This window comes from Amycolatopsis jejuensis (assembly GCF_000717335.1).
GTDB lineage: Bacteria > Actinomycetota > Actinomycetes > Mycobacteriales > Pseudonocardiaceae > Amycolatopsis > Amycolatopsis jejuensis.
In genome coordinates this window covers 306,637-332,160 of sequence record NZ_JNYZ01000006.1, presented here as the reverse complement: position 1 = coordinate 332,160, position 25,524 = coordinate 306,637, and the positions used below count along the sequence as shown (strand labels likewise).

Sequence of the window (25,524 nt, the reverse complement as noted above, 5' to 3'; positions counted from 1 at the left end):
ACTGATCGGGAGGTTGTGCGCAGCTTGCGGACCCTCAGGCGAGAAGGGGCCGCAGCACGGTGTGCGCCCAGGCGCCGAGGGTGGTCGAGGTCGTCGTCAGCAACGACCGCTCGTCCTCGGCCCGGAACTCCTCGCGCAGGCCGATCGGCATCCGCACGATCGCCTCGATCTGCATGGCGCCGAGCCCTCTGCTCGCGAGCACGTTCCGGAACTCCAGGTCGGTGATCCGCACCGCGTCGACCGGTTTCCCGGTCGACGCCGAGATGATCTCCGCCGCCTGCGCGAAGGTCAGGTCGCACGGGCCGTGCACCGCCTGGACCTGCCTGCCCGACCAGCCGCCGTGCAGCAGCCGGGCGGTCGCGATGTCCCCGATGTCGCGCGGGTCGACCCAGGGCATCGGGTGGTCCAGCGGGAAAGTGGTCGCGAGGTATCCCCGCCGGAGCTGATCGAGGCTCAGCAGGAGGTTCGAGAAGAAGTAGCCGCAGCGCAGGTGCGTGACCGAGGCCCCGAGCTTGTCGATCTGTTCCTCGGTACTGGCCAGCCCGTCGATTTCCCCTGCGCCGTGGCGTTTTTCGGCACCCACGCTGCTCTGGAACACCGTGCGGCCGATGCCGTTGTGCCGGATGGCCCGCGCGAGGTTGGCCCCGATGAGCGTGTAGGCGGCGACCGGATCCGGGTCGAGGCCGGGCGGATCGACCCAGAACAGCGCATCGACCCCCTTGGTGGCCTCGATGACGGCGTCCGCGTCGCGCTGGTCGCACTGCACGGCGTCCACCCGGGCCGAGACCTCCGGGCTGAGCTTCGCCGGGTCCCGCAGCAGCACCGCGGGCCGTACCCCCGCCTGGATCAGCAGTTCGGTGACCCGTGATCCCACGTTGCCGAGCGGTGTGGTGACCGCGATCCGCATCAGATTCCTCCTTTTCACCCCGTGCGCTGCCTTCCCCGCATGCGGCCGTCTCCGTACTTCCGCGCGAATTCGGAGATGATGACGTCCTGGTCCCGGCGCAGATCCCGGCCCTCGCACAGGGAATCGAGCGCCGCGCTCCGCTCCCGGTCCATCCGCTGTACCGCGTCGTAGGGCGTGCTGGTGAACGCCACCAGCTGGTAAAGCGGCGTGTAGGACTCCGGATGCTGCTGATGCAGCCGCCGCTCCAGTGCGCGGCGGTCGAGGAATGCCGGATCGGTCACGTGGGACGAGAGCTCCTCGAGGTTGCGCAGGGACAGGTCCGCCAGCGCATGGCCCACCGGTACCCGGGACCGGCTGTACTCGCGGCCGATGTCCGCCACGGCACCGGGCCTTGCCCGCTCCAGCAGCCCGGCCAAGGTCGCGGCATCCTCGAAACTGCAGTTGACGCCCTGCCCGAAGAACGGGACGACGGTGTGTGCGGCGTCGCCGACCAGCACCGCGCGTTCGCGGTGGTAGGGCGCGCAGCCGACGATGCGGAGCCGGCCCGGCGGCCGCGCCGTCAGCTGAGCGCCCACCCCGGACATCCGGTCGAAGACATCGGGAAATTCGGTGGCGCAGTAGGCACTGACCGCGGCCGGCGAGCAGAGACCCGAAAACTGCCGCCGCGGGACGTCCGCCGCCAGCGGCTTGAACAGGCTCGTGGTGAACGTCCGGTCGCGGTTCGGCTGTGCCTGGAGGAAATGGTCTCCGCGCGGCCACAGGTGCATGCCGGTCGGATCGGCGTCGCCGTACCGCATGGTGATCTCGGCGTAGCCGTGCTCGATGGATTCCCGGCTGACCCGCAGGTCCGCGGGATAGGCCCGGGCGATCGCTTCCCGCACCGCGCTGTTCGCCCCGTCGCAGCCGGCCACCAGATCGGCGGGCACCCAGGCGGCTGCCCCGTCGCGGCCCCGGATCAGCGCGGCCGGGCGGGCCGGGTCCACACCGACGCAGGTCTGCCCGTAATGGATCCGGGCGCCCGCCCGCACGGCGTGGTCGCGCAGGATGTCCTGCAGCACCCGGCGCGGGATGGACAGCAGGTGGTGCGAGTCGGCGGTGCCGTAGGGCTGCGTGGAGATCGCCCCGTCCCGGTGGTGGATGATCCGTTTCCCCAGCACCGACCCCTGCAGGTACAGCCGCCGTTTCGCCGGTGGCGGGAGGCAGTCGAGGCCGCGCGAGGTGAGGGTCAGGTTGAAGGAGTTGCCGGACCCGGCGGCCCGCTCCTCCTGCCGCTCGAAGACCTCCACCCGGATCCCCTGCCGCCGCAGCAGCGCCGCCAGCGCGCACCCGACCGGGCCGGCCCCGATGATCACCACCGCCCGTCCGTCCGGCTCAGCCATCGTGGTCCTCCCCCTCTTCCCGCCCGGACGGCGCGATCGCGCCGCGCGAACGGAAGTACTCGAACATCCGCCGGATCCAGGCCGGCTCGGCGGCCGGGATCGGGCATCCCGCCGCGGCGAGGGCCGTGCGGGATTTCCCGTTGCCGAACGCCAGGTCGCCGAGCCGCAGCGCGCCCTCCCGCATCAGCGGCACCAACGGCCCGAGGCCGCTTTCCCGGCCGCCCGTCCCGGCCTGCCGTTCCAGCGCCGCCATCCATTCGGCAGGCGGCACCGGCCGGACCGGATACCCCTCCGCGCGCATCGTGCGGAGGATCTCGCGCCAGGTGAGCCCGCGCGGGTGGAACAGGTGCCAGTTTTCGTTGTCCGCCCCGGCTTCGGACAGCCGCACGATCGCCTTCGCCACGTAGTCCACCGGAAGCAGGTCGACCGGCGGTCCCCCGGCGAGGTCACCGGGGTAACAGCCCAGCTCGGCGAACCCCTTCAGCTGGAGCCAGAAGAAGTCGCCGGGCCGGCCCGCTCCGGTGCGGCTGTGCCCGCAGATGCGGCCGACCCGGTGCACGGTGACCGGCAGGCCGGAGTCCCGCGCCCGCACCGCCATCCGCTCGGCGACCCACTTGCTCTGCGAGTAGCCGATCCCGAGTGACGCGGGGTCCCCCGGCACCGTGTGCTCATCGGCCACGCCCAGGGTGGAATCCGGCGGAAAGACGCCGAGGGTGGAGATCACCCGCAGCGGAGTCCGGTTGACCGCGCAGAATTCGAGCAGCCGCCGCATTCCGTCGACGTTCGTGTGTTTCACCGTGTGGTACGGAACCACGAAGTTGATGTGCGCGGCCGCGTGGTAGACCTCCTGTACCCGGCGCGCCCGCGCTTCGTAGCCGCCGTCCAGGCCGAGGCGGTGGCTGGAGAGGTCGCCGGGCCAGATTTCGACCTCGCCGATCCGCGCCGGGTCGAGCGCGAATTGCCGCATCGCCGCCCGGAGCCGCGCGTCCCCTTCTTCCCTGGTGGCGGCGCGGACGAGACAGGCGACGCGGCGCCCCGCCCGCAGCAGCTCGTCGAGGAGGTGGCTGCCGAGGAATCCGGTCGCCCCGGTGAGCAGGACCGTGCCGTCCACCGGCGGGATCCGGTCCGCTACCGCAAGGTCCGGCAACCGGGATTCCGCGCGCAGGTCCGGCGTGCCGTCCGCCTGGCCGTCGCCGAGACTGAGTGCCATGCCACGCACGGTCGGGGTGCGCAGCAGCCGCGAGAGCGCGATCTCGCTGCCGAACCGCCGTTCGGCCTGCCGCTGCAGGCGGACGGCGAGCAGCGAATGCCCGCCCTCCCCGAAGAAGTCCGCCTCCGGCGTGGCCGGCCGGTGCCCGAGCACCTGCTCCCACAGCCCGGCCATCTCCCGTTCGGCGCCGGTCCAGCCGGCGGCCGGTTCGCCGGTCCCGGCGGAGGCGGCCGCGCCGGCCCGGTGGACCGTCATCAGCGCGCGGCGGTCGGTTTTTCCGTTCGAGGTCAACGGAAACTCGTCGACGCGGGTGATCGTGCGCGGGATGAGGTAGCTCGGCAGCACCACGCCGAGGCGGGCCCGCCAGTCCGGCGGAAGCGGCGTGCCGCTCTGGACAAAAGCGTGCAGCACCCGGTCACCACCGTCCGGGACGGCGATCACCGCCGCCGCGGTCACCGCCAGCTCCCGCTCCAGCGCCGCCTCGACCTCGCCCGGCTCGACCCGGTACCCGCGGATCTTGACCTGGTCGTCGGCCCGGCCGTGGTAGTGCAGCCGCCCGTCGGCCGCGAGCACCACGACGTCCCCGGTGCGGTACATGGTCCGTCCCGGCACGAAGGGATCGGGCACCATGGCCCGGCGCGTGATCTCCGGCAGGCCGACGTACCCGGATGAGACGACCGGCCCGGCAACACAGAGTTCCCCCTCCACCCCGAACGGGGCTCGCCGGGGCGTCTCCGCATCGCTCAGCACGTACGCGTCGATGCCGTCGACCACCCGTCCGATCGACGGAAGCGCGGGCCAGGTACCGGGGTCCGCCGGAAGCCGCTCCGCACTGCAGAGATGGGCTTCGGACGGCCCGTACGCGTTGATCAGCCGTGCCTGCGGGTTTCGCCGGAACATCTCCCGGAGGTCCTCGGTCACCACCAGCTGCTCGCCGGTGACGTACACCTCGCGCAGATCAGGCAGGCCAGCCAAGCCACTGTCGGACGACCGCACCACCGCGGCGAGCTCGCGGAGCACCACGTACGGGAAATAGGCGCGCTCGATCCGCTGCGCGGCCATGAACGCTGCCAGTTCCCCGAAATCGGTGCGGGCGCCGGCCGGGGGGATCACCAAAGTGCCTCCGCTGCACAGGGTTCCGAAGACCTCGAGGGTGAACACGTCGAAGGCCGGCGGCATGTACTGCAGGGTGGTCAGCCGGCGCCCCGAGGAAAGAATTTCCTGATTGCGGACCAGATTCACCAGCGTGGCCTGAGGCATCGGCACGCCCTTCGGCCGTCCCGTCGAGCCGGAGGTGTAGACGAGATAGGCCGGGTCCGCCGGTGAGGTGCGCACCCGGGATGGCGCAGCACCGGCCTGGCACAGGCCGAACACCTCCACCCCCGCGGGCAGCCCGGTGAGGCCGATCCCGTTGGCGTGCACCAGGATCCGCGCACCGCAGTCGTGCAGTACGAACCGCTGCCGCTCGGGTGGATGATCGGCGTCGAGCACGACGTAACCGGCGCCGGCCAGGAGGATGCCGAGGATCGTGACCACCAGATCGGCGCCGGGGCGCATCAGGACCGCGACCGGCTCACCGGGCCGGACCCCCCGCGCGGCCAGTTCCGCGGCCACCACGCCGGCCCGCCGCTCCAGCTCGGCGTAGTCCGTCGCGACGCCGTCCACCACGATCGCCGGGGCGGCCGGAAACGCCCCGGCGGCCGAGACGACCAGGTCCGCCGCCGCGGGGCCCGGTTCCGGCGCCGCGGCCTGCCGGGCGCAGAATCCGGCGATCGCCCGCTCTTCCTCGCCGCCGATCCAGCGGAGGTCACCCACCGGCGTGCCCGGGTCGTCCAGCACGCTCGCGATCAGGACCGGCAGGCGCTGGGCCAGGTAACCGGTGAAACTCTCGCCGTCGGCAGCCGCCGTCCGGTGCTCGACGACCAGCGTGTACCGGCCCGGCGTCTCGTCCACCAGGATCGCCAGGTCGTACTTCGCCCCCGGCGGCACGTGCTCCCACGTGTCCACGTCCCAGGCGCCGAGAGCCAGCCGGCGAGACCCCGACGGCATCACCGTGATCATGGTGCGGAAGAGGTCGCCGGCGCCGCCGATGCCGGCTCCCGCCGCACGGAGGTCGCTCACCACGGCCTCGAGCGGGGTGTCCCGGTACCGGAGCGCGCCGAGCATTTCGTCCTTCACCGAGCGGAGGACGTCCCGCGCGGTCGCTCCGGCCCCGAGCCGGTGCCGGAGCACGACGGTGTTGGTGAGGTGCCCGAGCACGTCCGCGTCCCCGCCCCGGCGCACGGTGACCGGCATTCCCAGGAGCACGTCGTCGTGGCCGGTCTGCCGGTGCAGCAGCACGAACCCGATCGCGACGAAGAACATGCTCGTGGTGATGCCCTCGGCCCGGCAGAATCCGGCAACCCGCTCCGACAGCACCGGGTCGAGGGCGACGCTGCGGACGATGTGGGCAGGCGGCCCCTCGCCCGGCAGCCCGACCGGCCGCGGCGCCGGGGCGTCCGCCAGTGTGCGCCGCCAGTACTCCGGCATGCCGGCGCCGGTCCATCGCTCGGACCAGCGCGCGTAGGACTCGACCGACTGGCGGCACGCCGGGATCGCCGGTTCGCGGCCCGCCGCGAGTGCGGTGTACGCCGCTTCGACCGCACGGAGGTAAGGCTTGAAGGACATCCCGTCGAACACCGTGTGGTGGATGTTGAACACCAGCACGCTCCGGCGCCGGGAGGTGAGCCGGAGGTGCCGCACGCGGACCAGCGGCCCGGTGTGCAGGTCAAAGACGGTGGCCGCGACCTCCGCGACCTGAGCCGCCACCCAGTCCGAGGTACCCCGACCGCGGTGGTCGCACGTGTCGACGATCGGATCGAGCACCTCGTGCACGACCTGGCTCAGCTCACCGCCGTCATCCGTTTCGAACGTGGTGCGCAGCGCGGAGTGCGCCCGGTGGACCGCGCGCAGCGCCTCGACGAGCACGGCGTGGTCCAACAGCACTCCCGGACGCAGCAGCAGAGGCTGGTTGTACGCCGTGGGGTCGGCGCTGTGGACGCTCGCGAACCAGAGGCCGGGCTGCGCGGGCGAAGCGGGGAAACGCCCGGCGCCGGGTGCGGATCGCTTGCTCGGTGCGGTCATCTCACACCCGGTTCCGTTTGGTGCGGATCAGCGACACGACGGCGCGCACGGTGCCGGCCTCGACGATCTCTCCGGGCGCCAGCGCGACCCCCACCACGTCCTCCAGCCGCGCCCCGAAATCGATCAGGTCCAGTGACGTGGTCCCGTTTTCGAGCAGATCGTCATCGGGTCCGATCTCCGCACCGTCGCGCGCCTCGGACAGGGTGAGCGCCACGACCGCGGTGAGCCGGTCCGCCGGTTGCTCCGCCCGGGGACGGGAAGGGGCCAGCCCGGACACCAGCTCGCGGCGATCGATCTTGCCGTTGGCGTTGAGCGGGAACGCGTCGAGGACGCGCACCACGGGCGGGACCATGTAGTCCGGCAGCCGGGTCCGCAGTCCCGCGAGCAGATCCCGTTCGGCGACGCGATGGCCGGGCGACGGCACGCACCACAAGGCGAGCCGGTCGGCCGCGCCGTCGGCAGGCACGGCCTGCACCACCGCCTGGCCGACGCCGGGCACCGTCTCGGCGGCCATCTCGACGTGCCGCGGCTCGACCCGGAACCCGCGGATCTTCACCATCTGATCGGTCCGGCCGGCCAGCACGATCTCGCCGTCCCCGGTCACCTTCGCCAGGTCCCCGGTGCGCAGCAGCAGCCTGCCCTCGTGCCGGACGAACTTCCGCGCGGTGAGCTCGGGCGGGCCGAGATAGCCCAGCGCGACGCCGTCCCCGGCAATGCACAGCTCGCCGATCTCACCGGGCGGGCAGGCGCCGAGCGTCCCGGTCCGCACCGACATCTCCACCCCCGGCATCGGCCGCCCGACCGGGATTTCCGCCGTCGAAAGGTCTTCCGGGCAGACCCGGTGCACCGCGGTCAGCGCGGAGTTCTCGGTGCACCCGAAGGCGTTGAACAGGTCCCCGCCGTCCATCGCGCCGAGCGCCCGGCCGAGGTGCTGCGCCGAGGGGAAGTCACCGCTCACGATCACCGACCGGACCCCGCCGAGCACGTCGAGGTGGTGCTCGACGAGCAGGCCGAACAGGTCTGCCGAGAGGTTCAGCACCGAGATCTGCTCGCGGCGCACCGTACGGGCGAGATCGCCGAGCGGAAGCATGTCCTGCGGGGTGACCGTCAGCCGTCCGCCGCGCAGCAGGCAACCCCAGATGTCGGTGGTCGACGCGGCGAAGGCGGGCTGCGCGAGCTGCAGGAACCGGTCCTCGGGCCCGGGGGTGAAACCGGTGAGATGCCGGGAAACCCGCGCGATGCCGCGGTGGGCGATGACCACCCCCTTGGGCTCGCCGGTCGACCCGGAGGAGAACAGGACGAAGGCGGGCGCATCGGCATCCACCCCGCTGTCCGGCGGTTCCCCTGGCACGGCCGCGGCCGCGGAGAGCAGTTTGCCGAGCGGGAGGCAGTCCGCATCCGGGAGGCCGTCGACCGGACCGGACCCGGTCACCGTCAAGGCGAGTCCGGCGATCCGGCACATCCGCTCCCGGTGGGCGGCCGGGTGCCGGGGATTGAACGGCACCACCACGAGACCGGCTTTCAGGACGCCGAGGAAGACCTGGTAGGTCGCGAGGCAGCGGTCGAAGTGCACCCCGACGCGGTCGCCGGGGACCAGGCCGCGGTCACGGAGCACCCGCGCGATCCGGTTGCTGATTGCATCCAGATCCAGGTAGGTCAGTACGGTCTCACCGTCGGAAAGTGCTTCCCGTACCGGGTATTCCAGCACAGTGCGTGCGAAGGCGGCGCAGATCGTCTCGCCGGCCGGCGCGGCAGTCACGGGTTTCTTCATCGCGCGAGGTCACCGTTCCTTCCCGGGAAAGGATTTCGCCATCCCGAAGTGCTGCATGCTGATCCGGCCGAACAGGGTGGCCGGGTCCGCCAGGTCGAGGGGCAGATCGAAGTGGTCCCGGTCGGGCACCGACCAGGTCGTCACCGGGACCCCGAGCGCGGCGAGGTATTCCCCGTACCGCGCCTGCTGGCACCGGTAGGTGTCGGTCTCGTACTCGCCGGCCGCCAGCAGGACCGCCGGACACCGCGGAGCGGGCATGCCGAGCGGGCTGCATTCCCGGGCGGCACCGGGAGACAGGCCGACCGCGTCGTTGACGGAGGTCCACGGAATCTCGCTGAGGTCGTACAGCCCGCTCAGCAGGCAGGCACTGCGGACCCGCGGGGCCACCGGGCCGGCGAGGGCCGCGGCGAGCAGGTGCGCACCCGCGCTGCTGCCCGCCACGTGGATCCGGTCCGGGTCGATCCCGTGCACCGGCCCGGTTTCGGCGAGCCAGGTCAGCGCCGCCCGGACCGAAGTGATCATGTCCGGCACCGTCCGATCGGGCGCGAGGCCGTACGACACCGCCACATAAGCGAATCCGTAGGCCACGACGTGCTCCGCCGCGAAGCACGCTTCGTCGATCCCGGACTCCTGCCAGTGCCCACCGTGCACGAAAACCAGTGCCGGTGCCCCGGCTCCCGGCCGCGCCGCAGCAGGGAACACGTGACAGCGTTCGACGGCAGCAGACCCGTACGGCACCGCTTCGCGCACCTCCAGCCGCGCCCGGGCCTCGTCGCTGCGGGTCCGGTACCGGCGGAGCGACCCGGCCGGGTCACGGGCGAGCCGGCTCGGCATGTATTCCCGGTCGAGCAGGTTCGGTTCACTCACCGGGCTTGCGCCCCTCGATGACGCCATGCGGGGTCCAGCCTTCGCTGCGAATCCGGGTGATGTCCGCGAAACCCGTTGCGGCAAGCCATTCTTCGTGATCACGCCACGGGTAGATGGTCGACTCCTCGAACGGCAGTACGGTGAAGTACACGTTGTCCAGTGCGGTGTACAAGGGGCCGGTGGCATCGTCGTCGGCGAAGGCGTTGAACACGACCACCCGGCCGCCGGGAGGCAGGGCCTCGAAGGCGCGCCCGAGCAACGCCACATTCTGTTCCGGCGACCAGATCACCAGCTGGTGGGCGAACAGCACGAGGTCGTGGCCGCCCGGCATCGGCTCGGCGAACATGTCGCCCGCCACGACGTCGATCCGGTCGCCGAGCCCGGCGGCCGCGACGTTGTCGCGCGCCAGCTCGACGGCGCCCTCCAGGTCGAACACCGTCACCTTCAGCTGTGGATGGGCCCTGGCCAGCGCGATCGCGTTGACCGCGTCCCCGCCGCCGACGTCGAGGACGCTGGTCACCCCCCGGTAGTCGACCTGCCGCAGCAGCACCGGATTGGACAGCTCGGACCACGAATGCATGCCCTGGTAGAACCGGTTCTCCAGCTCCGGGTTCTCCTCGAGCCGGGTGTAGAGGTCGTGGCCCGACCCCGGCAGGTGCGCGAGGCCGAGGTTCCGGCCTGCCCGCAGCGATTCGGCGTACTCCTGCGCCGGAAGATAGGTCAGCCGGTGCTGGAAATCGATGATGCTGCGCAGATGCGGCCAGGTACCGTCGTCGATCGCGGCGCGGATGGCCGCGCTCGGCACGTACCGGTCCCCGGTGCGTTCGGTGAGGCCGAGCGCCGTCGTGCCCAGCAGCAGGGTGCGCGCGGACCGGGCAGGAAGGCCGAGCCCGGCGGCGACCTCGTCGCTGCCGGCCGGCCCCTGCTGTGACAGGTATTCGAACAACTGGAGTTCGGACGCGGCCCGCAGCTGCTGGAAAGCCGCGAACCCGAACAGCACCGGGACGAGCGAACTGAGGTCAACCGGCTTCGTCATCACACAGCTCCCCATCGGGTCGGGTTGGCATACCGCACAAGTTCTTCCGGCCGTCGCGCCGGTCGTGCCTACAACCGGGTGCGGAAGGTCCACAGCTCCGGGAAGAAGCGATGCTCGTTGATCGCCCGGAGCCAGGCGGCCCCGTCGCTGCCGCCGGTACCGCTCTTGCCGCCGAGCATCCGTTCGACGACGAGCAGATGCACCGCCCGCCACTGCGAGAACTGGTAGGCGACCTCCAGCAGGCACTCCGCCAGCCGGTGCGCTTCCCGGTGCTGCCCGGGATCCCGGTAGATCTCCAGCCAGACGTCCTCGACGAGCACGTCCGGCTCATGCTGCCGATCGGCCGGTTTCTCCAGGCAGGGCACCGGGATCGCGAACCCCTGGCGGGCCAGATGCCGCAGGGCCGCGTCGTACACCGACGGTTTCGCCAGCTCGGCGCGCAGGGATTCGTGGCCGTCCACGGCCACCGCCGCGACCTGCTCCGGCGGCCGGTTCCCCATCGCGAACTCCAGGGCGCGGTAAGCGAAACTCTGTACTCCGGAGGCGTTTTCGAGGACGTGCCGGAAAGCCGCGTACTCGTCGACCGACATGCCGTTCATCGATTCCCAGCAGGCCACGAGCACCCGCTGAGTGCGGGCCGCCCTGGCCAGCGCCACGCAGGCACCGGCGGCGTCGTCCTGTTCCAGCGCGTACCGGGCGTGGCCGAGATCGTCGGTCACCGCGCGGAACAGCAACTCCTTGACATGGCTGAGCAGAAGGAAATTCAGCTCGCCGCGGGCATCGCTGCGCGGCTGCTGAAGCTCGTGCAGTTGGTCCATTCGGCCGTAGGCCACGTATTCCGCCGTCCGGCTCATGGCGTTTCACCCACGACCTGGCACAGCTCGCCGACCGCGCGCTGTACCTGCACGTGCGTCACGTACAGCGGAGCGAAGGCGAAGCGGATCAGGTCCGGCGGCCGCGAATCGACGAGCACGCCACGACCTCGGAGCTCTTCTTCGATCCGTTCGGCGCCGGGGATCCGCAGTGCGAGATGCCCGCCCCGGCGCTCCGCGTCCCGCGGCGAGACCAGGCGGTCCAGCAGATCGGGACGGCGCGCGCCGAGACAGTCGAGGAAAGACCCGGCGAGCTCCCGGCTGCGCCGGTACAAGGCATCGATCCCCACCTCGAGCAGCGGGTCGAGGGCGTGGTTCAAGGCGACGAGACTCAGCAGCGGCGGGGTGCCCGTCCGCCCCCGGTCGATGCCCGGGGCCGGCTCGAACGCCGGTGCCATCGCGAACGGCCGGGCATGCCCGTGCCATCCCGAAAGCGGGAAATCCACCTCCGGCTGGAGACGAGCGGCGACGTAGAGGAACGCGGGCGCTCCCGGCCCGCCGCCGAGGTACTTGTATCCGCACCCGATCGCGAGGTCCACCTCGCTCGGGTCGAGGTCCACCGGCAGCACACCGCTCGCGTGGCTGAGATCCCAGAGCGCGATGGCCCCGGCCGCGTGGCACCGCGCAGTCGTGGGCCCGATTTCGCGCCGTTCCCCGGTGCGGAAGTCCACCGGCGAGGCAACCGCGACCGCCACCCGTGCCCCGTGCGTGTGCAGGAAAGAATCGAAGCCCTCCGCCGATTCGACGACGAGTTCGCGCCCCAGCAAGCGGACCACCGACGCGGCGAGGTAGAGATCGGTCGGGAACGAAGCCGCTTCGACGAGCACCACCGGCCGGTCCGCCCGCAGGCGGCACGCCGCGACCAGCGCGTTGAACAGCGTCGTCGACGTCGTCTCGCCCGCGACCACCACCTGCCCGGGCGCCGCGCCGAGCAGCGGAGCGAGCTTGTCGCCGATGGTGCGCGGCAGGTCCAGCCAGCCGTCGCGAAACCACGCCTGTACTTGGGATCGCGGCCACTGGCCGCGCACCACCCGGTCGAGCTCGCCGATCAGGTCCGCCCGCGGCGGCCCCAGCGAATTCCCGTTGAGGTGCACGGTTCCGTCCGTGGCATAGGCATGGGCGTAGGAGGTGAGCGGATCAAGGGTGTCCCGGCGAAGGATCTCGTTCCCGCCGGAGGCAGGCGGGGCCGTCGCGGGGCCGGGGTACGTCGTCATACCGGGTCCGCCTTCCCGGCAGGGACGAGGTCCCCGACGATCCGCACCTGCGAGGTGACGCGCAGCTCCGCCGTACCGTCCCGGACCGAACCGGCGCAGTGCAGCACCGATTCGGTGCCCTCCAGGGTCACCTGGCGGATCGTCACCGGCGCCCGATCATCCGAGACCAGTCCCCGTGCGATGAGTCCCAATGCGGCGGCCACCGGGAGGCAGCCCGGATCCTCCGGGAGACCGAACCCGGGCGCGAACACCCGCGCCAGTACCTCCCGGCGGGCCGGATCCCAGCGGAACAGGGTCAGGTCGCGGAGGCCGAGCACCGCGAGCCGCGCCGCATCCGGGGCAGGCAGCGCCCGCGGATCTTCGCCGACCCGCACGAAAGTGAACGCCCGGCCGACCCCGCAGCTCCGCGGCGAGCCGGCGTAGGGACCGAACACCGCCGGTTCGGCCGGGATCTCGTGGTCCACGACCGGGCCGGTGAAAGGCACCTCGACGGTCCGGCCGTCGGTGGTGAGCCACTGGCATTCGCCGCCCGACCTCCGCCCGACCTCGCCCGGGGCGAGCACGCCCCTGGTGACCAGGAGCGCGGCCGTGCCCGCCAGCGAGTGCATGCCGAACGGGGTCTCGCCGCCGGTGTTGAAGATCCGCGAGGAGAAAGTCTTTTCCGCCCGGGAGCATTCGCCGACGAGCACACTCTCGATCGTGTCGGCGGTCGTGCCCGCGTGCGCGGCCGCACCGGCCACCGCGTCGGCTGCGACCCCGTCACGCGAGCCGCACGGCCCGTCCGGGACGAGCACGTCGAGCGTGCTGCCGCGGCCGGAAGCCGTGCCGAACATGTCCACCCTCGTCACCCGCATCGCGCACCCTGCAGCCATTTCCCGGCGAAATCGGCGACGACCTGCTCGTCGCCCTCGTACGGCGGTTCCGGACGGGGCCAATGCACGACCAGGTCGGTGAAACCGGCCTCCTCCAGCTCGCCTGCCGCGTCCTCGTAGGCGGCCACCGAACCGGTGATCCCGCCCACCGAAGCGTCGGCCACGAACAACCGGCGGAGCGTCGCCGGATCCCGCCCGGTGCGTTCGCACGCCGCATCGGCGCGGCGTTGCTGGTCTCGCAGCACCGGTAACACCTCGGCCAGCGGCCGCCTGCCGAAATCGGCGGGCGGCCCGGACGTGACCCAGTACTGCCCGAACCGGGCGGCGAGCGCCATTCCGAGCGGCCCGGTCGCCGCCACGGCGAACGGCACCCGCGGCCCGTCCCCGGCCCGCGGGTGGAACGTGCCCCGGCACGCCGCATACCAGGCCGACGCTTCGCCTGCGGTACCGCCGACGAGCACCTCGTCGAGCACCTCGACGAAGGCGCGGAACCGGTCGGCGCTCTCGCGCGAGCGCAGGTCCGGGCCGCCGAGAAGGACGGCGTCGGGGCCGGGCGCGCCGGCCCCCAGCCCGCAGATCATCCGTCCCCCCGCGACGTCGTCGACACTCACCAGGTCCTTCGCGAACACCACGGGATGCCGGAAGTTGGGGGTGGCGACCAGGACCCCGAGCCGGATGGACCGGGTGGCGACGGCCGCGGCGGCAAGCGTCGGCATCGAGGCGTACCACCGGCGACCGGCCAGCCAGCGCCAGGTCAAGTGGTCGTAGGTCCACGCGTGGTCGTAGCCGAGCTCCTCGGCGACCTGCCAGCGCTCGGCGGCGACTTTCCACTCGTGCTCGGGAAGCAGCACGATGCCGTGCCTCACCGTCCCACCCCCTGCAGCCGGGGCGCGGCGACGAACCGGGCCGCGCGGGCGAGCGTCCGGAGCACCTCGGGCACCAAGGTGATCAACGCCGCCCCGGCCGGTCCGGAGACGACCGGATGGTGCTGCCCGCCGACGTTCGGGTACAAGCCGTGGCACGCCAGGTCCTGCCCCACCTCGGCGACCCGCGCCCGAAGCTGGCGGACGAACTCGGCCCGGCCGACCGGACGGCGCACGGTCAGGAAGAACTCGTCGTAGAGCGCTTCTTTCTCCCGCGACACGGTCGACGCCGCCTCGTGCGCGGATTGCCGGAGCAGCGATCGCCCGTTCGGCACGAGGTGGTCGGCGAGGTAGTCGTGGGTGGCGGCGTTCCGCGCCATGGCCGCGTCGAGACCCGCGCAGGAAAGCCCGCCCTGCCAGCGCATTTTGCCCCGGAAGAGACGGCCGACCGGGCGGTAGTCCGGCGCCCAGGTCCCGCTGAAAGCCGGATGCTGCAACGCCATGCTGCGCCGGACGTGGCTGTGGTAGTGCGGCCGGGGCACCGTCGACGCGTAGAGCAGTGCCGCGCTGTAGCCGTCGACGAAGGCGGCGAGGGAATCCAGTTCCGCCGGGCCGGGCACGGTGGATTCGTGGTCCCCGATGATCCCGGACATCGCCCGCCACAGCGCGAAAGACACCTGATGGCCCAGGATCCAGCGATACCGGAAGACCGGCTCCGGGTCGACCGGATGCACCCCGAAGATGCCGTACTCCGGCACTTCCGGTGCCGGGGGTTCGTTCCCGGTGGTTTCGTCCGGCACCACCGCGAAGGGCCGGCCGGGTTCCGGCAGGAACAGCGGCCGCGGCCGGAGGGGGCGCCCGCCGGCTCGATCGCGTCCGGTCCGCAGGCCGCCGCTCACGACGCCGGACCCGGGAAGTGCACGAACTCCATCTCGAGACCGTTGGGATCCAGGACGTAGAGACTCTCCATGCCGTCGTCGTCGGCCACGATGGCCGACGGCGGTTCGGCACCGGCCCACCGGATGCCGGGCCGGTCCCGGAGGCGGAACCAGCGGTCGCGGAGCTCGACGAGATCGTCGTGGCGATCCACGGTGATCCCGATGTGCTGGAACTGGTACCCGAGCGGGTCGGGCCCGTCGTGCGTGTGCCGCGCCCGGTCGAAAACGTGGAATCGCACGTCCCCTGCTTTCAGCTCGACCAGTTTCCCGATTCCGGGCAGGCGGGCGCGGGTCAGCGGCGAAAAGGTGCTGAGCGACCATTCCACGGTGGCATCGAGAAATTCCCCGTACCACCGGACCGTCGACTCGACGTCGTCGGTCTGGACGGCGATGTGGTGGATCCTCGGCGCGATCGCGACCGCGTTCATCGATGCCCTTTCGTCGGGGAGATGCGCCGGGAAATCCGGCACGGGGAAACCGGCACTGGGAAATGTGCCATCGCCGGGGGTACCACGACAATCAGAGGACCCTCAAAATCGTCTTAAGTCACTGTCGGGCAGCCGCCTCACCCGGTGAGCCGAACCAATGCCCGGCGGCGAACGGACAGCGGGACGGCACCAGCGGAACCGGCCCGCGGCAGGGCATTCCCTACCGCATCGCCGCGGCAGGCGCCAGCGGGCAATCAGGTCGGCCTCACACCATAGCGAAGCGCGCACCGGCCGGACGGGACTTCACGAAATCCGGACAGGAACTTTGGAATTCGCTGAACGTCCGCGGCCGCGAACCGCGCTAGCGTTGCCACCACGAAAACACCTGCCGCGGCGGCACTCGCCGGAATTGTCCCGCAAGGGCACCGGAAACGCAGATCAGGAGACGACGGAATGACCCGGTCGGGGTCCGACGGAAACACCGAAGTCAGGGAATTCGGCCCGGCCGGGGAAACCACCCACGGCAGGGCACCGTTCGCGCTCGCCCCCGCGCTCGAGGGCGAGCTCCTCGTCGACGAGGGTTCCCGGCAGGGCTGTGCGACCGACCTCGGCAACCTCGCCACCGGGATGCCGGGCGCCGTCCTGCGCCCCCGTTCGGCACGGGACGTCGCCGCGATGATCCGGTTCTGCCGGGACAGGGGCATCACGGTGTCGGCCCGCGGGCGGGCGAGCACGACGTTCGGGCAGACGCTTTCCGAGGGCCTGATCATCGACACCCGGTCCCTCGACCGGATCCACTCGATCGGTCCAAGCACTGCCGAGGTCGGCGCGGGGGTCCGCTGGAAAGACCTGATCGCGGTCGCGTTCGGGAGCAGCCCGCGGCTGACGCCCCCGGTCATCACCGGGTACACCTCGCTGAGCGTGGGCGGCACACTGTCGGTCGGCGGGGTCGGCGGGCTCGCCGGCGCCCTGCACACCGGGCTACAGGGCGACCACGTGCGCGAGCTCGAGGTGGTGACCGGCACCGGCGAAATCGAGCGCTGCTCGGCGACCCGCAAGCGGGACCTGTTCGAAGCGGTGCTCGGTGGTCTCGGCCAGTGCGGCGTGATCACCAAGGCCGTCCTCGACCTGGTCCCGGCACCGGAGCGGGCCCGTACCTATCTGGTGGACTACACCGACAACGCCACGTTTTTCCGCGACCTGCGCACGCTGATCGAACGGCCGGGCATCGACCACGTCTACGCGACGCTGCAGGCACCGGGAGCCGGGGCGACCCACCGGCTGAACGCGACGGTCGGGTACGACCCGCCCGGCCATCCCCGCGACGAGGTGGTCCTCGACGGCCTGTCCGGCACGCCCGCCGTCGGCGACACTTCGTATCTCGACCACCTCTTCACCCTCGACCGCCTCGTCGAGTACCTCCGCGGGGCAGCGGACTGGGACCACCTGGCCAAACCCTGGTACGACGTGTGGCTGCCCGGCACCGCGATGGAGGACTACGTCGCCGAGATCCACCCGGCACTCACCGAACGCGACCTCGGGCCCTACGGGATCAGCCTGATCTACGCGCAGCGGCGGGATCTGTGCACCAGGCCGCTCCCGCCGCGGCCGGCCCCGGACGGCTCGCCGTGGGTGTACATCCTCGACATCAACACCACCGCGGTGGTCCCCGGACCCGATCCGGGATACGCCGAAGAAATGCTCGACCGCAACCGGCGCTGGTTCACCCGGGCAAGGGACCGCTACGGCGCCGTGCTCTACCCGATCGGCTCGATGCGCTTCGCCGAACAGGACTGGCGCACGCATTTCGGCGCCGCCTGGCCTGCGTTCCAGGCGGCGAAGAGCCGCTACGACCCCGATGGCCTCCTCACCCCCGGGCTCGGGATCTTCCCGAAAACCCCGGCGTAGAAACGAATCGACTCCACCAAGGGAGCAGCATGCCGCCGTCCAAACCGGAACTCCGCGGTTGCCTCGGCGCGGCCGCCGGGACTCATTGGCTCGCGTCGTCCACCGCGATGCGCATCCTCACCGGCGGCGGCAACGCCTTCGATGCCGCGGTCGCCGCCGGGTTCGTGCTGCAGGTGGTGGAGCCGCACTTCAACGGCCCTGGCGGCGAAGTGTCCATTGTGGTGCATCAGGCCGGGCGCGACGACGTACAGGAGATCTGCGGCCAGGGCCCGATGCCGCTGGCGGCCACGCCCGCCGCGTTCGACCGCATCGGCGTGGACAGCATCCCCGGTTCCGGGCTGCTGCCCGCCTGCGTACCCGGCGCGTTCGGGGGATGGCTGCGGCTGCTCGGCGAGTTCGGCACGATGCGGCTCTCCGATGTCCTCGAACCGGCGATCGGCTATGCGGAGAAAGGGTTCCCGCTGCTGCCGGAAACCGCGCTCGCCATCACGACCCTCGCTCCGCTGTTCCGCGACGAGTGGACCGGATCCGGCCGGACGTACCTGACCGCAGGCCCGGCTCCGGCCGCGGGCAGCCGGTTCCGCAACCCGGTGCTCGCCCAGACCTACCAGCGGCTGCTCAAGACCGCCGAAGCCGCGTCCACGGACCGCGACGCCCAGATCGCCGCCGCCCAGGACGCCTTCTACCGCGGTTTCGTCGCCCAGGAAATCGCCGACTTCCTCGCGTCCGGCCCGATGCTCGACGCCACCGGCCGCCGCAACCACGGATTGCTGACCGGAGACGATCTGGCCCGCTGGGAACCGTCCGTCGCAACCGCGGTGAGCCGGTCCTACGGCGCGTATCACGTTGCGAAACCCGGGCCGTGGTCACAGGGCCCGGTGTTCCTGCAGCAACTCGCGCTGCTGGAAGGGTTCGACCTTCCGGCGATGGGACCGGGCAGCGCCGACTACCTGCACACCGTCGTCGAGTGCACGAAGCTCGCGATGGCCGATCGCGAAGCCTGGTACGGCGATCCGGAGTTCACCGACGTGCCGCTGGAGACCCTGCTCGGCGACGGCTACGCGCAGCAGCGGCGGGCACTGGTCGGCGAGACCGCCACCCGGGAGCTGCGGCCCGGTGCACCGGGCGGCCGGACCCCGGTCCTGCCTCCGCTGCCTGCTCCCGGTGCCGCCGGGACCGGCACCGAGCTGATGTCCCAGCTGTCCAACGGACTGCCGACCATTCTCCGGGCCACGACCGCGAAAGCCGACACGTGCACCATCACGGTGGCCGACCGGCACGGCAACCTGGTGGCCGCCACTCCGAGCGGCGGCTGGCTGAAGAGCTCGCCTGCCATCGGCAGTCTCGGGTTCCCGCTCGGCACCCGCGGGCAGTCGATGTACCTCCGGCCGGGCCACGCGAATTCGCTCGAGCCGGGAAAGCGCCCGCGGACGACCCTCAGCCCCACCATCGTCCTGCGGGAGGGCCGCCCGTTCGCCGCCTTCGGCACGCCGGGCGGCGACCGGCAGGACCAGTGGACCCTGCAGTTCTTCCTCAACCTCGTCGAATTCGGCCTCGATCTCCAGCAGGCGACCGAAACCACCGCCTTCCACACCGATCAGGTACCCGCGTCGTTCACCCCGCACGCCTACCGCCCCGGCGTGCTGGTGGTGGAGGAAACCTGCGCTCCGGAAACGGTCGCCGCTCTCCGGCAGCGGGGCCATGAAGTCGAACTCGTGCCCGCCTACACGCTCGGCCGGGTGTGCACGGCCGGGTTCACCCCGGACGGGGAGTTCGTCCGGGCCGCCGCCAGCCCGCGGGGCAGGCACGCCTACGCAGTGTGCGCCTAGCACCGACTCCGACCGAACCGGGAAAGGACGAGCGTTCGTGACCCTCACCAGCGGCACGCCGCCGATCATCGAACTGCAGAACCCTGAACAGCGGCGCGAATGGCAGAAGTTCACCCTCTCCGACCTGCCGGAGATGATCAGCGCATTGCACGTCTGCCATGCCGTCCACGCGCTGGCCACCACGCCGCTGCTGGAGCGCATGCGCCACGGGCCACGGCAGCCCGGGAACGGCCTGCTCGCCGGCCTCGACCCGGCCATCGGCCGCGGATTCCTGCGCTACCTGGTCAACCGCGGGATTCTGGAGATCTGCGGAGCGGACTACTTCCTGACCCACTTCGGCGAATGTCTCACCACCGAGGTCTCACTGGCCCGGCTCGGCGTCTACGTCGAGGCCTACGGCGGGGTGACGAGCCGGATCTCCGGGCTGCTCACCGGGGACGCGGTCTACGGCAAGGACGTCGTCCGCGACGGCGGGGCGCTCGGCGAGCACTGCGCCACGTTGTTCTCGTTCTTCCACACGCCGGTGGTGCTCCAGGCCGCCCGCGGGCGAAATGTCAAGCGCATGCTCGACGTCGGGTGCGGCGGCGGGCAGCTGATCGTGGACGCGTGCCTCCGGGACCCGTCGCTGACCGGGATCGGCATCGACCTCGACCCGGACGCCATCGCCTGGGCGAACGACCTGGCCGCGCGGTCCGGCGTGGCCGGCCGGACCGAGTTCGTCGTCGGGGACGCGTTCGCGCCGGAGACCTGGCCCGCGGTCTGCGCCGAAGCGGACGGCCTGTGCATGATGAGCGCGCTGCACGAGCTCTTCCGGCACGGCGACCAGGCCGTGGTCGACCTGCTGGACCAGCTCGCGGTGCGGTTCCCGCGGCTGAAGATGCTCCTGGTCGGCGAGCCGGAGCTGCGGTTCGACGGCAGGGAGAACGACGACGACTTCTTCCTGATCCACGTGCTGAGCGGGCAGGGACTCCCCCGCGACCGATCCGCGTGGTTCGGTGTCTTCGAGCAGTCCCGGCTGGAGTGCCGTCAGGTCTACACCCGGCCGGGGGCCGGACCCCGGATCTGTTTCTACGACCTCGCGGTGCCGGCGGCCGGGGCAGGGCCGGAATGAGCCGGCAGGTAACCGCGGCAACGCTTTCGCGCCCGGTGCCGGAGAGCGACACCGAGCTCTTCTCGGCCGCGGCGCTGCTCGACCCGTACCCGCACTACGCAATGCTGCGCAGCCTCGGCCCGGCCGTCTTCCTGACCAGATACGGCATGTACGGGCTCTTCCGCCACGACGACGTGCGCCCGGCGCTCGTCGGCTGGGAACGGTTCAGCTCGGCCGAAGGCATCGCGATGAACCCGGTCACGAACGAGCTCATGGCGGGGTCGATCCTCGGGATGGATCCTCCCCGGCAGCGCGTCGTCCGCAAGGTCTTCGACGATGCCCTCCGCCCGAAATACGTGCGCAAGGTCGCCGGTGACCTCGAACGGCTCGCCGGGGATCTGGTGGACGGGCTGGTCCGGCAGCGGGAGTTCGACGGCGTCGCGGATTTCGCCAGGAAGCTGCCGGTGGACATCGTGCTCGATCTCATCGGGTTCCCGCGCGACGGCGAACGGGCGGATCTCCTCGAGTGGGCGCTCGGCGCGTTCGACTTCATGGGACCCGCCAGTGCGCACCAATCCTCGTGCCGGCCGGATGTCGAAGCACTCATGCAGTACCTCGCGACGAAGGCGACCCCGGAGAAACTGCTCGACGGCAGCTTCGGCCAGATCGTCTGGCAGGCCGTGGATCGCGGGGAGATCACCGACACCGAAGCGGTGATGACCATGAGTGCCTACGCCTGCGCGGGAGTCGACACCACCATTGCCGGAATCTCGAGCACCCTGTGGCTCCTGGCGCAGCACCCTGGCGAATGGGCGCAGGTCCGGGCCGACCCGGAAACCGTTGCGGGAGCGTTCCTCGAGGGCTTGCGGATGGAAGCCCCGGTGCAGTCGTTCGCCCGCGTGACGACGTGCGACGTGCCGCTGGAAGACCTCACCATTCCCGCGGGCTCCCGGGTGGTGCTCTCCTACGGTTCGGCCGGCCGCGACGAACGCCATTACCCCGATCCGGATCGGTTCCGGGTGCGCCGGGCCCCTTCCGACACCGTCGCTTTCGGTTTCGGAGTCCACCACTGCCCCGGGCGGGCGCTGGCCACGATGGAAGCGCACGCCCTCTTCACCGCACTGGCAAGGCGAGTGGACCGGATCGAGCTCGCCGGTGCGGTCCGCCGCACCCCGAACGCCATCACGCGCGGCCTCTCCGCCCTGCCGATCCGCGTCACCTGAGCCGCCGCGGTGTCCCCCTGCCAGCCCGCCGAAGTACCTGCCCGAGGAGAAATGCGATGTGCGGAACCACCGGCTGGATCGACTTCGACCGCGATCTCACCACCGAGCGCCGGACGATCAGGGCCATGGTGGACACCCTGGCCCTGCGCGGGCCGGACGACGAGGGAATCTGGCTGAGCCCGCACGCAGCACTCGGGCACCGCCGCAAAGCCGTGATGGACCCCGGCCACGGGGCCCAGCCGATGATCACGCCGGAAACGACGCCGGACGGGTCGCCGCTGGCCGCGATCAGCTACACCGGCGAGGTGTTCAACTTCCTCGAGCTCCGCGAGGAACTCGGCGCGCTCGGGCACCGGTTCCGCGGCCGGTGCGACACCGAAGTGGTGCTCCGCGCGTACCTCGAGTGGGGGCCGGGCTTCGTGGAGCGGCTGAACGGGATGTTCGCCTTCGTGATCTGGGACAGCCGGACCCGCGAGGCGCTGCTGTACCGGGACCGGTTCGGGATGAAGCCGCTTTTCTACTATCCGGCCGGAAACGGCGTGCTCTTCGGCTCCGAGACGAAAGCGATCCTGGCGCACCCGGCGAGCGAAGCCGTGCTGACCATGGACGGGCTGCGCGACATCCTGTCGTTCCTCCGCGTGCCCGGCCAGACCCCGCTGAACGGCATGTACGAGGTCCGGCCCGGACACGTCCTGCGCGTTCGCGACGGCCACCGGCACGAGGAGAAGTACTGGGCGCTGCCTGCCCGCGAGCACACCGACGACCTGCCGAAAACCATTGCGACGGTGCGGGATCTGCTCGCCGACATCGTGACCCGCCAGCTGGTCGCGGACGTTCCGCTGTGCACCCTGCTGTCCGGGGGGCTGGATTCCAGCGCGCTGACCGCCCTCGTGCAGGACACCCTCGGCCCGTCCCGGACGCCGCCGCTCACCAGCTTCTCGGTCGACTTCGCCGGCCACGTCGAGAACTTCCGCCCGGAACCGCAGCGGGCGGACCCGGACGCGCCGTTCGCCGCGGAGGTGGCCGCGCACGTCGGGACCGACCACCGGGCGATCGTGCTGGACACCGCGGATCTCGCCGACCCGGCGGTGTGGGCCACGACGTGGACAGCCCTTGATCTGCCGTACGGCATCGGCGACCACGGCCCGTCGATCTACCTCCTGTTCCGGGCGATCCGCGAGGAGTGCTCGGTCGTGCTGTCCGGGGAGGCGGCCGACGAATCGTTCGGAGGCCTGCTGTGGTTCCACGATCCGCGTGCGGTGCAGGCCGACACCTTCCCGTGGCACGCACTCGGCGACAAGACGGTGGAGGAACAGTCCACCGCGGTACTGGATCACGACCTGGTCCGGGAACTGCGGCTCCCGGAGTACATCGCCGACCAGTATCAGACCGCCCTCGCCGAGGTCCCGCACGGGGACGGTGAAACGGGGCTGGAACGGCAGATGCGGATCGCCACCTATCTGAACCTGACCAGGTTCATGCCGATCTGCCTCGACCGCAAGGACCGGCTGACCATGGCCAACGGGGTCGAGGAGCGGCTTCCGTTCTGCGATCACCGCCTGGTCGAATACGTCTTCAACACCCCGTGGTCGATGAAGACCTTCGACGGCCGCGAGAAAAGCCTGCTCCGCGCCGCGACGAAAGACCTTCTCCCCCGTTCGGTCGTGGAACGCCGCAAGGCGCCGTATCCCTCCACGCAGAACGCAGGCTACGACCACGCGATGCGCCGGGAGCTGAAGAGGATCGTCGCGGAACCGGGTTCCCCGGTGCTGCCGCTGCTCGACCTCGACGCGGTGGCCCGGCAGATCGGCGAGCCGTCCGACGTGCCGTCGTCGATGACGAAACGGGCCCTCCAGGACGAAACCCCGCTCCGGCTCAACTTCTGGCTCGAGTCCTCCGCCGTCCGCCTCGACCTGGCGGGCTGAGCCCGAGACCCGGGTGTCCCGCACACCCGCAGCAGAAACCGCACGACACACAGGAGAATCGATGAGTACTTCGAACGCCCGCCCGGCGACAGTGGGCTGGTTCGAGATCACCGCCACCGAACCGTCGCTCAGCCGGAGCTACTACCAGGAGCTCTTCGGCTGGAGTTTCGAGTCGCCCGGCGATGCGAAGCACTACTGGACGATCACCGCGCCGGGGTCCGCGACCGCGATGGGGGCGCTGCGCAGCGGTGAGCGGGACACGACGTGCATCGGCGTGGTGTCCGCCGAAATGGCGGCGACCGTCCGCAAGCTGGAATCGCTCGGGGCCACCATCGCCGAGCGGCCCGCGCGCACACCGGCGGGTGACCTGCACGCCGTCGCCATCGACCTGCAGGGCAACCGGATCGGCCTGATCGAGCCGGCGCCACGGGACGAGCCGGGCCCGCGGCACGCCGCGCCCGGGCTGAACGCACTGGCCTTCTTCGAGATCGGAACCACCGATCTCGTTGCGACGCAGAGGTTCTACCAGGCGGCGTTCGGCTGGACCACCGAACGCGACGAAGCCGCCGAAGGCGTGGCGTACTACCACATCCGGCCTGCCGGATCGCCCGACGAGATCGGCGGCATGCTCGACCTCACCGGAATCGCCGGCGCGACCGGCTACGCCATCCCGGGCCTGCGCGTCGCCGACGTCGGGGACGTGCTGGAGCGCGCGGAAAAAGCAGGCGGGCGGACGGCGATGGGCCCGGTCGCGGACGCGAACGGAGTCGTCGCCGGGCAGTTCCTCGATCCGGTCGGCAACCGGTGGTCCACGTTCTCCTTGCCGCAGTCCCGGTGAGCGGGCCGGGGCGGAAGCGGGGCCTGCCGTTCGCCGTCTACGTGCTGGGCGTGGCGATCTTCGCCCTCAACACCACCGAGATCATGGTCGCCGGCCTGATCCCGGGGATCTCGGCCGAGTTCGGCGTCTCCATCGGCGCGGTCGGTGCGCTGATCTCGATCTATGCACTGGGCATGGTCGTCGGCGGGCCGCTGCTCACCATCGCGATGCGGCGGATCCCGGCGAAGCGGTCGCTGCTCTGGCTGCTGATCGTGTTCGTCGCCGGGCAGGCGATGGGCGCGCTGGCCCCGAGTTACGCGGTTCTCGCGGCTTCGCGAGTGGTGACCGCACTCGCCGCGTCGGCCTTCTTCGGCGTGGGGGCCGCCGTCTGCGTCCAGCTCGTCGGCGCCGAACGCCGGGGCCGGGCGATGTCGGTCCTCTACGGCGGCATCACGGTCGCCCAGGTGGTCGGGCTGCCGGTCGCGACGCTCATCGAGAGCCATTTCGGCTGGCGGGCGAGCTTCTGGATCGTCGGCGCGCTGGCGCTGCTGTGCGTGGCCGCCGTCGGATACCAGGTGCCCGACCACCGGGCGGCCGACATGCTCGATCTGCGTGCGGAAATCCGGGTGCTCCGCAACGGACGGCTGTGGGGCGCCTATGCGACCAACGCCCTCGTCATCGGTTCGGCCGTGACCGGCTTCAGCTACCTCTCGCCGATTTTCACCCAGGGCAGCGGTTTCCCGGCGTCGGCGGTGCCCATCCTGTTCGCCGTCTACGGCGTCGCCACGGTGGTGGGCAACACGATTGTCGGGCGCTACGCCGATCGCCACACGAGATCGATCCTGACCGGCGGGCTCATCGCGCTGACGCTGGTGCTGGCCGGCTTCGCGCTGACGCTCACCCACCAGGTCCCGGCGGTCGTGGCCACCGTGCTGCTGGGCCTGATCGGGCTGCCGCTCAACCCCGCGATGGCGGCGCGGGTGATGTCGGTGTCGAACCACGGCGCGCTGGTGAACGCGCTCAACGGATCGGCGATCAACGTCGGGGTCACCATCGGCCCCTGGCTCGGCGGCCTCGGGATCGGCGCCGGGCTCGGGCTGTCGGCACCGCTGTGGACCGGCGCGATCATGGCGTGCGCAGGGCTGCTCACGCTCGTTCCCGACTACTGGATGCGGGCGCAGCGCACCCCGGCACCGGCCGCGACGGACGCCGGGCCCTCGTCCTGACCCACCGCTGCTTCCGACGAAAGGGA

The 25,524-nt window shown here is 71.3% G+C and carries 19 protein-coding genes; 7 read left to right on the top strand and 12 right to left on the bottom strand.

The window, feature by feature from the left end:
- Nucleotides 1-34 precede the first annotated feature (34 nt).
- From OO71_RS09765 to OO71_RS09710, 12 genes are all read right to left on the bottom strand, one after another.
- Nucleotides 35-907, bottom strand: coding sequence for an NmrA family NAD(P)-binding protein (locus OO71_RS09765; RefSeq protein WP_033289337.1), 873 nt, complete (start codon nt 905-907; stop codon nt 35-37).
- Between the two features lie 14 nt (nt 908-921).
- Nucleotides 922-2,286: an FAD-dependent oxidoreductase gene (locus OO71_RS09760; RefSeq protein ID WP_051791391.1), complete on the bottom strand. Its 1,365-nt coding sequence runs from the start codon at nt 2,284-2,286 to the stop codon at nt 922-924.
- The gene (locus OO71_RS09755) at nt 2,279-6,619 is read right to left on the bottom strand and encodes a non-ribosomal peptide synthetase family protein (RefSeq protein WP_084144836.1); all 4,341 of its coding nucleotides are present in this window, start codon (nt 6,617-6,619) and stop codon (nt 2,279-2,281) included. Before OO71_RS09755 ends, OO71_RS09760 begins: the two co-directional genes overlap by 8 nt.
- A 1-nt stretch (nt 6,620) precedes the next feature.
- Entirely contained in the window at nt 6,621-8,390 is a 1,770-nt protein-coding gene (locus OO71_RS09750) for a non-ribosomal peptide synthetase (protein WP_033289336.1), read from the bottom strand.
- A gap of 9 nt (nt 8,391-8,399) precedes the next feature.
- On the bottom strand, nt 8,400-9,257 hold the full coding sequence (locus OO71_RS09745) for an alpha/beta hydrolase (protein ID WP_033289335.1): 858 nt from the start codon (nt 9,255-9,257) through the stop codon (nt 8,400-8,402).
- The gene (locus tag OO71_RS09740; RefSeq protein ID WP_033289334.1) at nt 9,250-10,293 is read right to left on the bottom strand and encodes a methyltransferase; all 1,044 of its coding nucleotides are present in this window, start codon (nt 10,291-10,293) and stop codon (nt 9,250-9,252) included. The genes OO71_RS09745 and OO71_RS09740 overlap by 8 nt, the downstream gene beginning before the upstream one ends.
- 68 nt (nt 10,294-10,361) lie before the next feature.
- The gene (locus OO71_RS09735; protein WP_033289333.1) at nt 10,362-11,147 is read right to left on the bottom strand and encodes a tryptophan 2,3-dioxygenase; all 786 of its coding nucleotides are present in this window, start codon (nt 11,145-11,147) and stop codon (nt 10,362-10,364) included.
- Nucleotides 11,144-12,379 (bottom strand): aminotransferase class V-fold PLP-dependent enzyme, encoded by a 1,236-nt coding sequence (locus tag OO71_RS09730; protein WP_051791390.1) that lies wholly within the window; start codon nt 12,377-12,379, stop codon nt 11,144-11,146. The genes OO71_RS09735 and OO71_RS09730 overlap by 4 nt, the downstream gene beginning before the upstream one ends.
- Nucleotides 12,376-13,233 (bottom strand): phenazine biosynthesis protein PhzF, encoded by an 858-nt coding sequence (locus OO71_RS09725; RefSeq protein ID WP_033289332.1) that lies wholly within the window; start codon nt 13,231-13,233, stop codon nt 12,376-12,378. The genes OO71_RS09730 and OO71_RS09725 overlap by 4 nt, the downstream gene beginning before the upstream one ends.
- A complete protein-coding gene (locus OO71_RS09720) occupies nt 13,224-14,117 on the bottom strand; it encodes an LLM class flavin-dependent oxidoreductase (protein ID WP_033289331.1) in 894 nt (297 codons plus the stop codon). Before OO71_RS09720 ends, OO71_RS09725 begins: the two co-directional genes overlap by 10 nt.
- Nucleotides 14,114-14,914, bottom strand: a complete 801-nt coding sequence (locus OO71_RS09715) for an L-tyrosine 3-hydroxylase (RefSeq protein ID WP_245633613.1) — start codon at nt 14,912-14,914, stop codon at nt 14,114-14,116. The genes OO71_RS09720 and OO71_RS09715 overlap by 4 nt, the downstream gene beginning before the upstream one ends.
- Before the next feature lie 95 nt (nt 14,915-15,009).
- Nucleotides 15,010-15,480: a VOC family protein gene (locus tag OO71_RS09710; protein ID WP_033289430.1), complete on the bottom strand. Its 471-nt coding sequence runs from the start codon at nt 15,478-15,480 to the stop codon at nt 15,010-15,012.
- A gap of 453 nt (nt 15,481-15,933) precedes the next feature.
- Between OO71_RS09710 and OO71_RS09705 the strand changes: the two genes are divergently transcribed.
- The 7 genes from OO71_RS09705 to OO71_RS09675 all read left to right on the top strand — a co-directional run bounded on the left by OO71_RS09705 (nt 15,934) and on the right by OO71_RS09675 (nt 25,498).
- Nucleotides 15,934-17,388 (top strand): FAD-binding protein, encoded by a 1,455-nt coding sequence (locus OO71_RS09705; protein WP_084144835.1) that lies wholly within the window; start codon nt 15,934-15,936, stop codon nt 17,386-17,388.
- Between the two features lie 29 nt (nt 17,389-17,417).
- Nucleotides 17,418-19,217 carry a gamma-glutamyltransferase family protein gene (locus OO71_RS09700; RefSeq protein ID WP_033289330.1) on the top strand — a complete coding sequence of 600 codons (1,800 nt, stop codon included), beginning with the start codon at nt 17,418-17,420 and terminating at the stop codon, nt 19,215-19,217.
- Between the two features lie 37 nt (nt 19,218-19,254).
- Nucleotides 19,255-20,328: a class I SAM-dependent methyltransferase gene (locus tag OO71_RS09695; RefSeq protein WP_033289329.1), complete on the top strand. Its 1,074-nt coding sequence runs from the start codon at nt 19,255-19,257 to the stop codon at nt 20,326-20,328.
- Entirely contained in the window at nt 20,325-21,530 is a 1,206-nt protein-coding gene (locus OO71_RS09690) for a cytochrome P450 (protein WP_051791389.1), read from the top strand. The genes OO71_RS09695 and OO71_RS09690 overlap by 4 nt, the downstream gene beginning before the upstream one ends.
- A 56-nt stretch (nt 21,531-21,586) precedes the next feature.
- Nucleotides 21,587-23,455, top strand: a complete 1,869-nt coding sequence (gene asnB, locus OO71_RS09685) for an asparagine synthase (glutamine-hydrolyzing) (protein WP_033289328.1) — start codon at nt 21,587-21,589, stop codon at nt 23,453-23,455.
- Between the two features lie 61 nt (nt 23,456-23,516).
- Nucleotides 23,517-24,293 carry a VOC family protein gene (locus OO71_RS09680; RefSeq protein ID WP_033289327.1) on the top strand — a complete coding sequence of 259 codons (777 nt, stop codon included), beginning with the start codon at nt 23,517-23,519 and terminating at the stop codon, nt 24,291-24,293.
- A complete protein-coding gene (locus tag OO71_RS09675; RefSeq protein ID WP_211260479.1) occupies nt 24,260-25,498 on the top strand; it encodes an MFS transporter in 1,239 nt (412 codons plus the stop codon). The genes OO71_RS09680 and OO71_RS09675 overlap by 34 nt, the downstream gene beginning before the upstream one ends.
- Nucleotides 25,499-25,524: the final 26 nt, after the last annotated feature.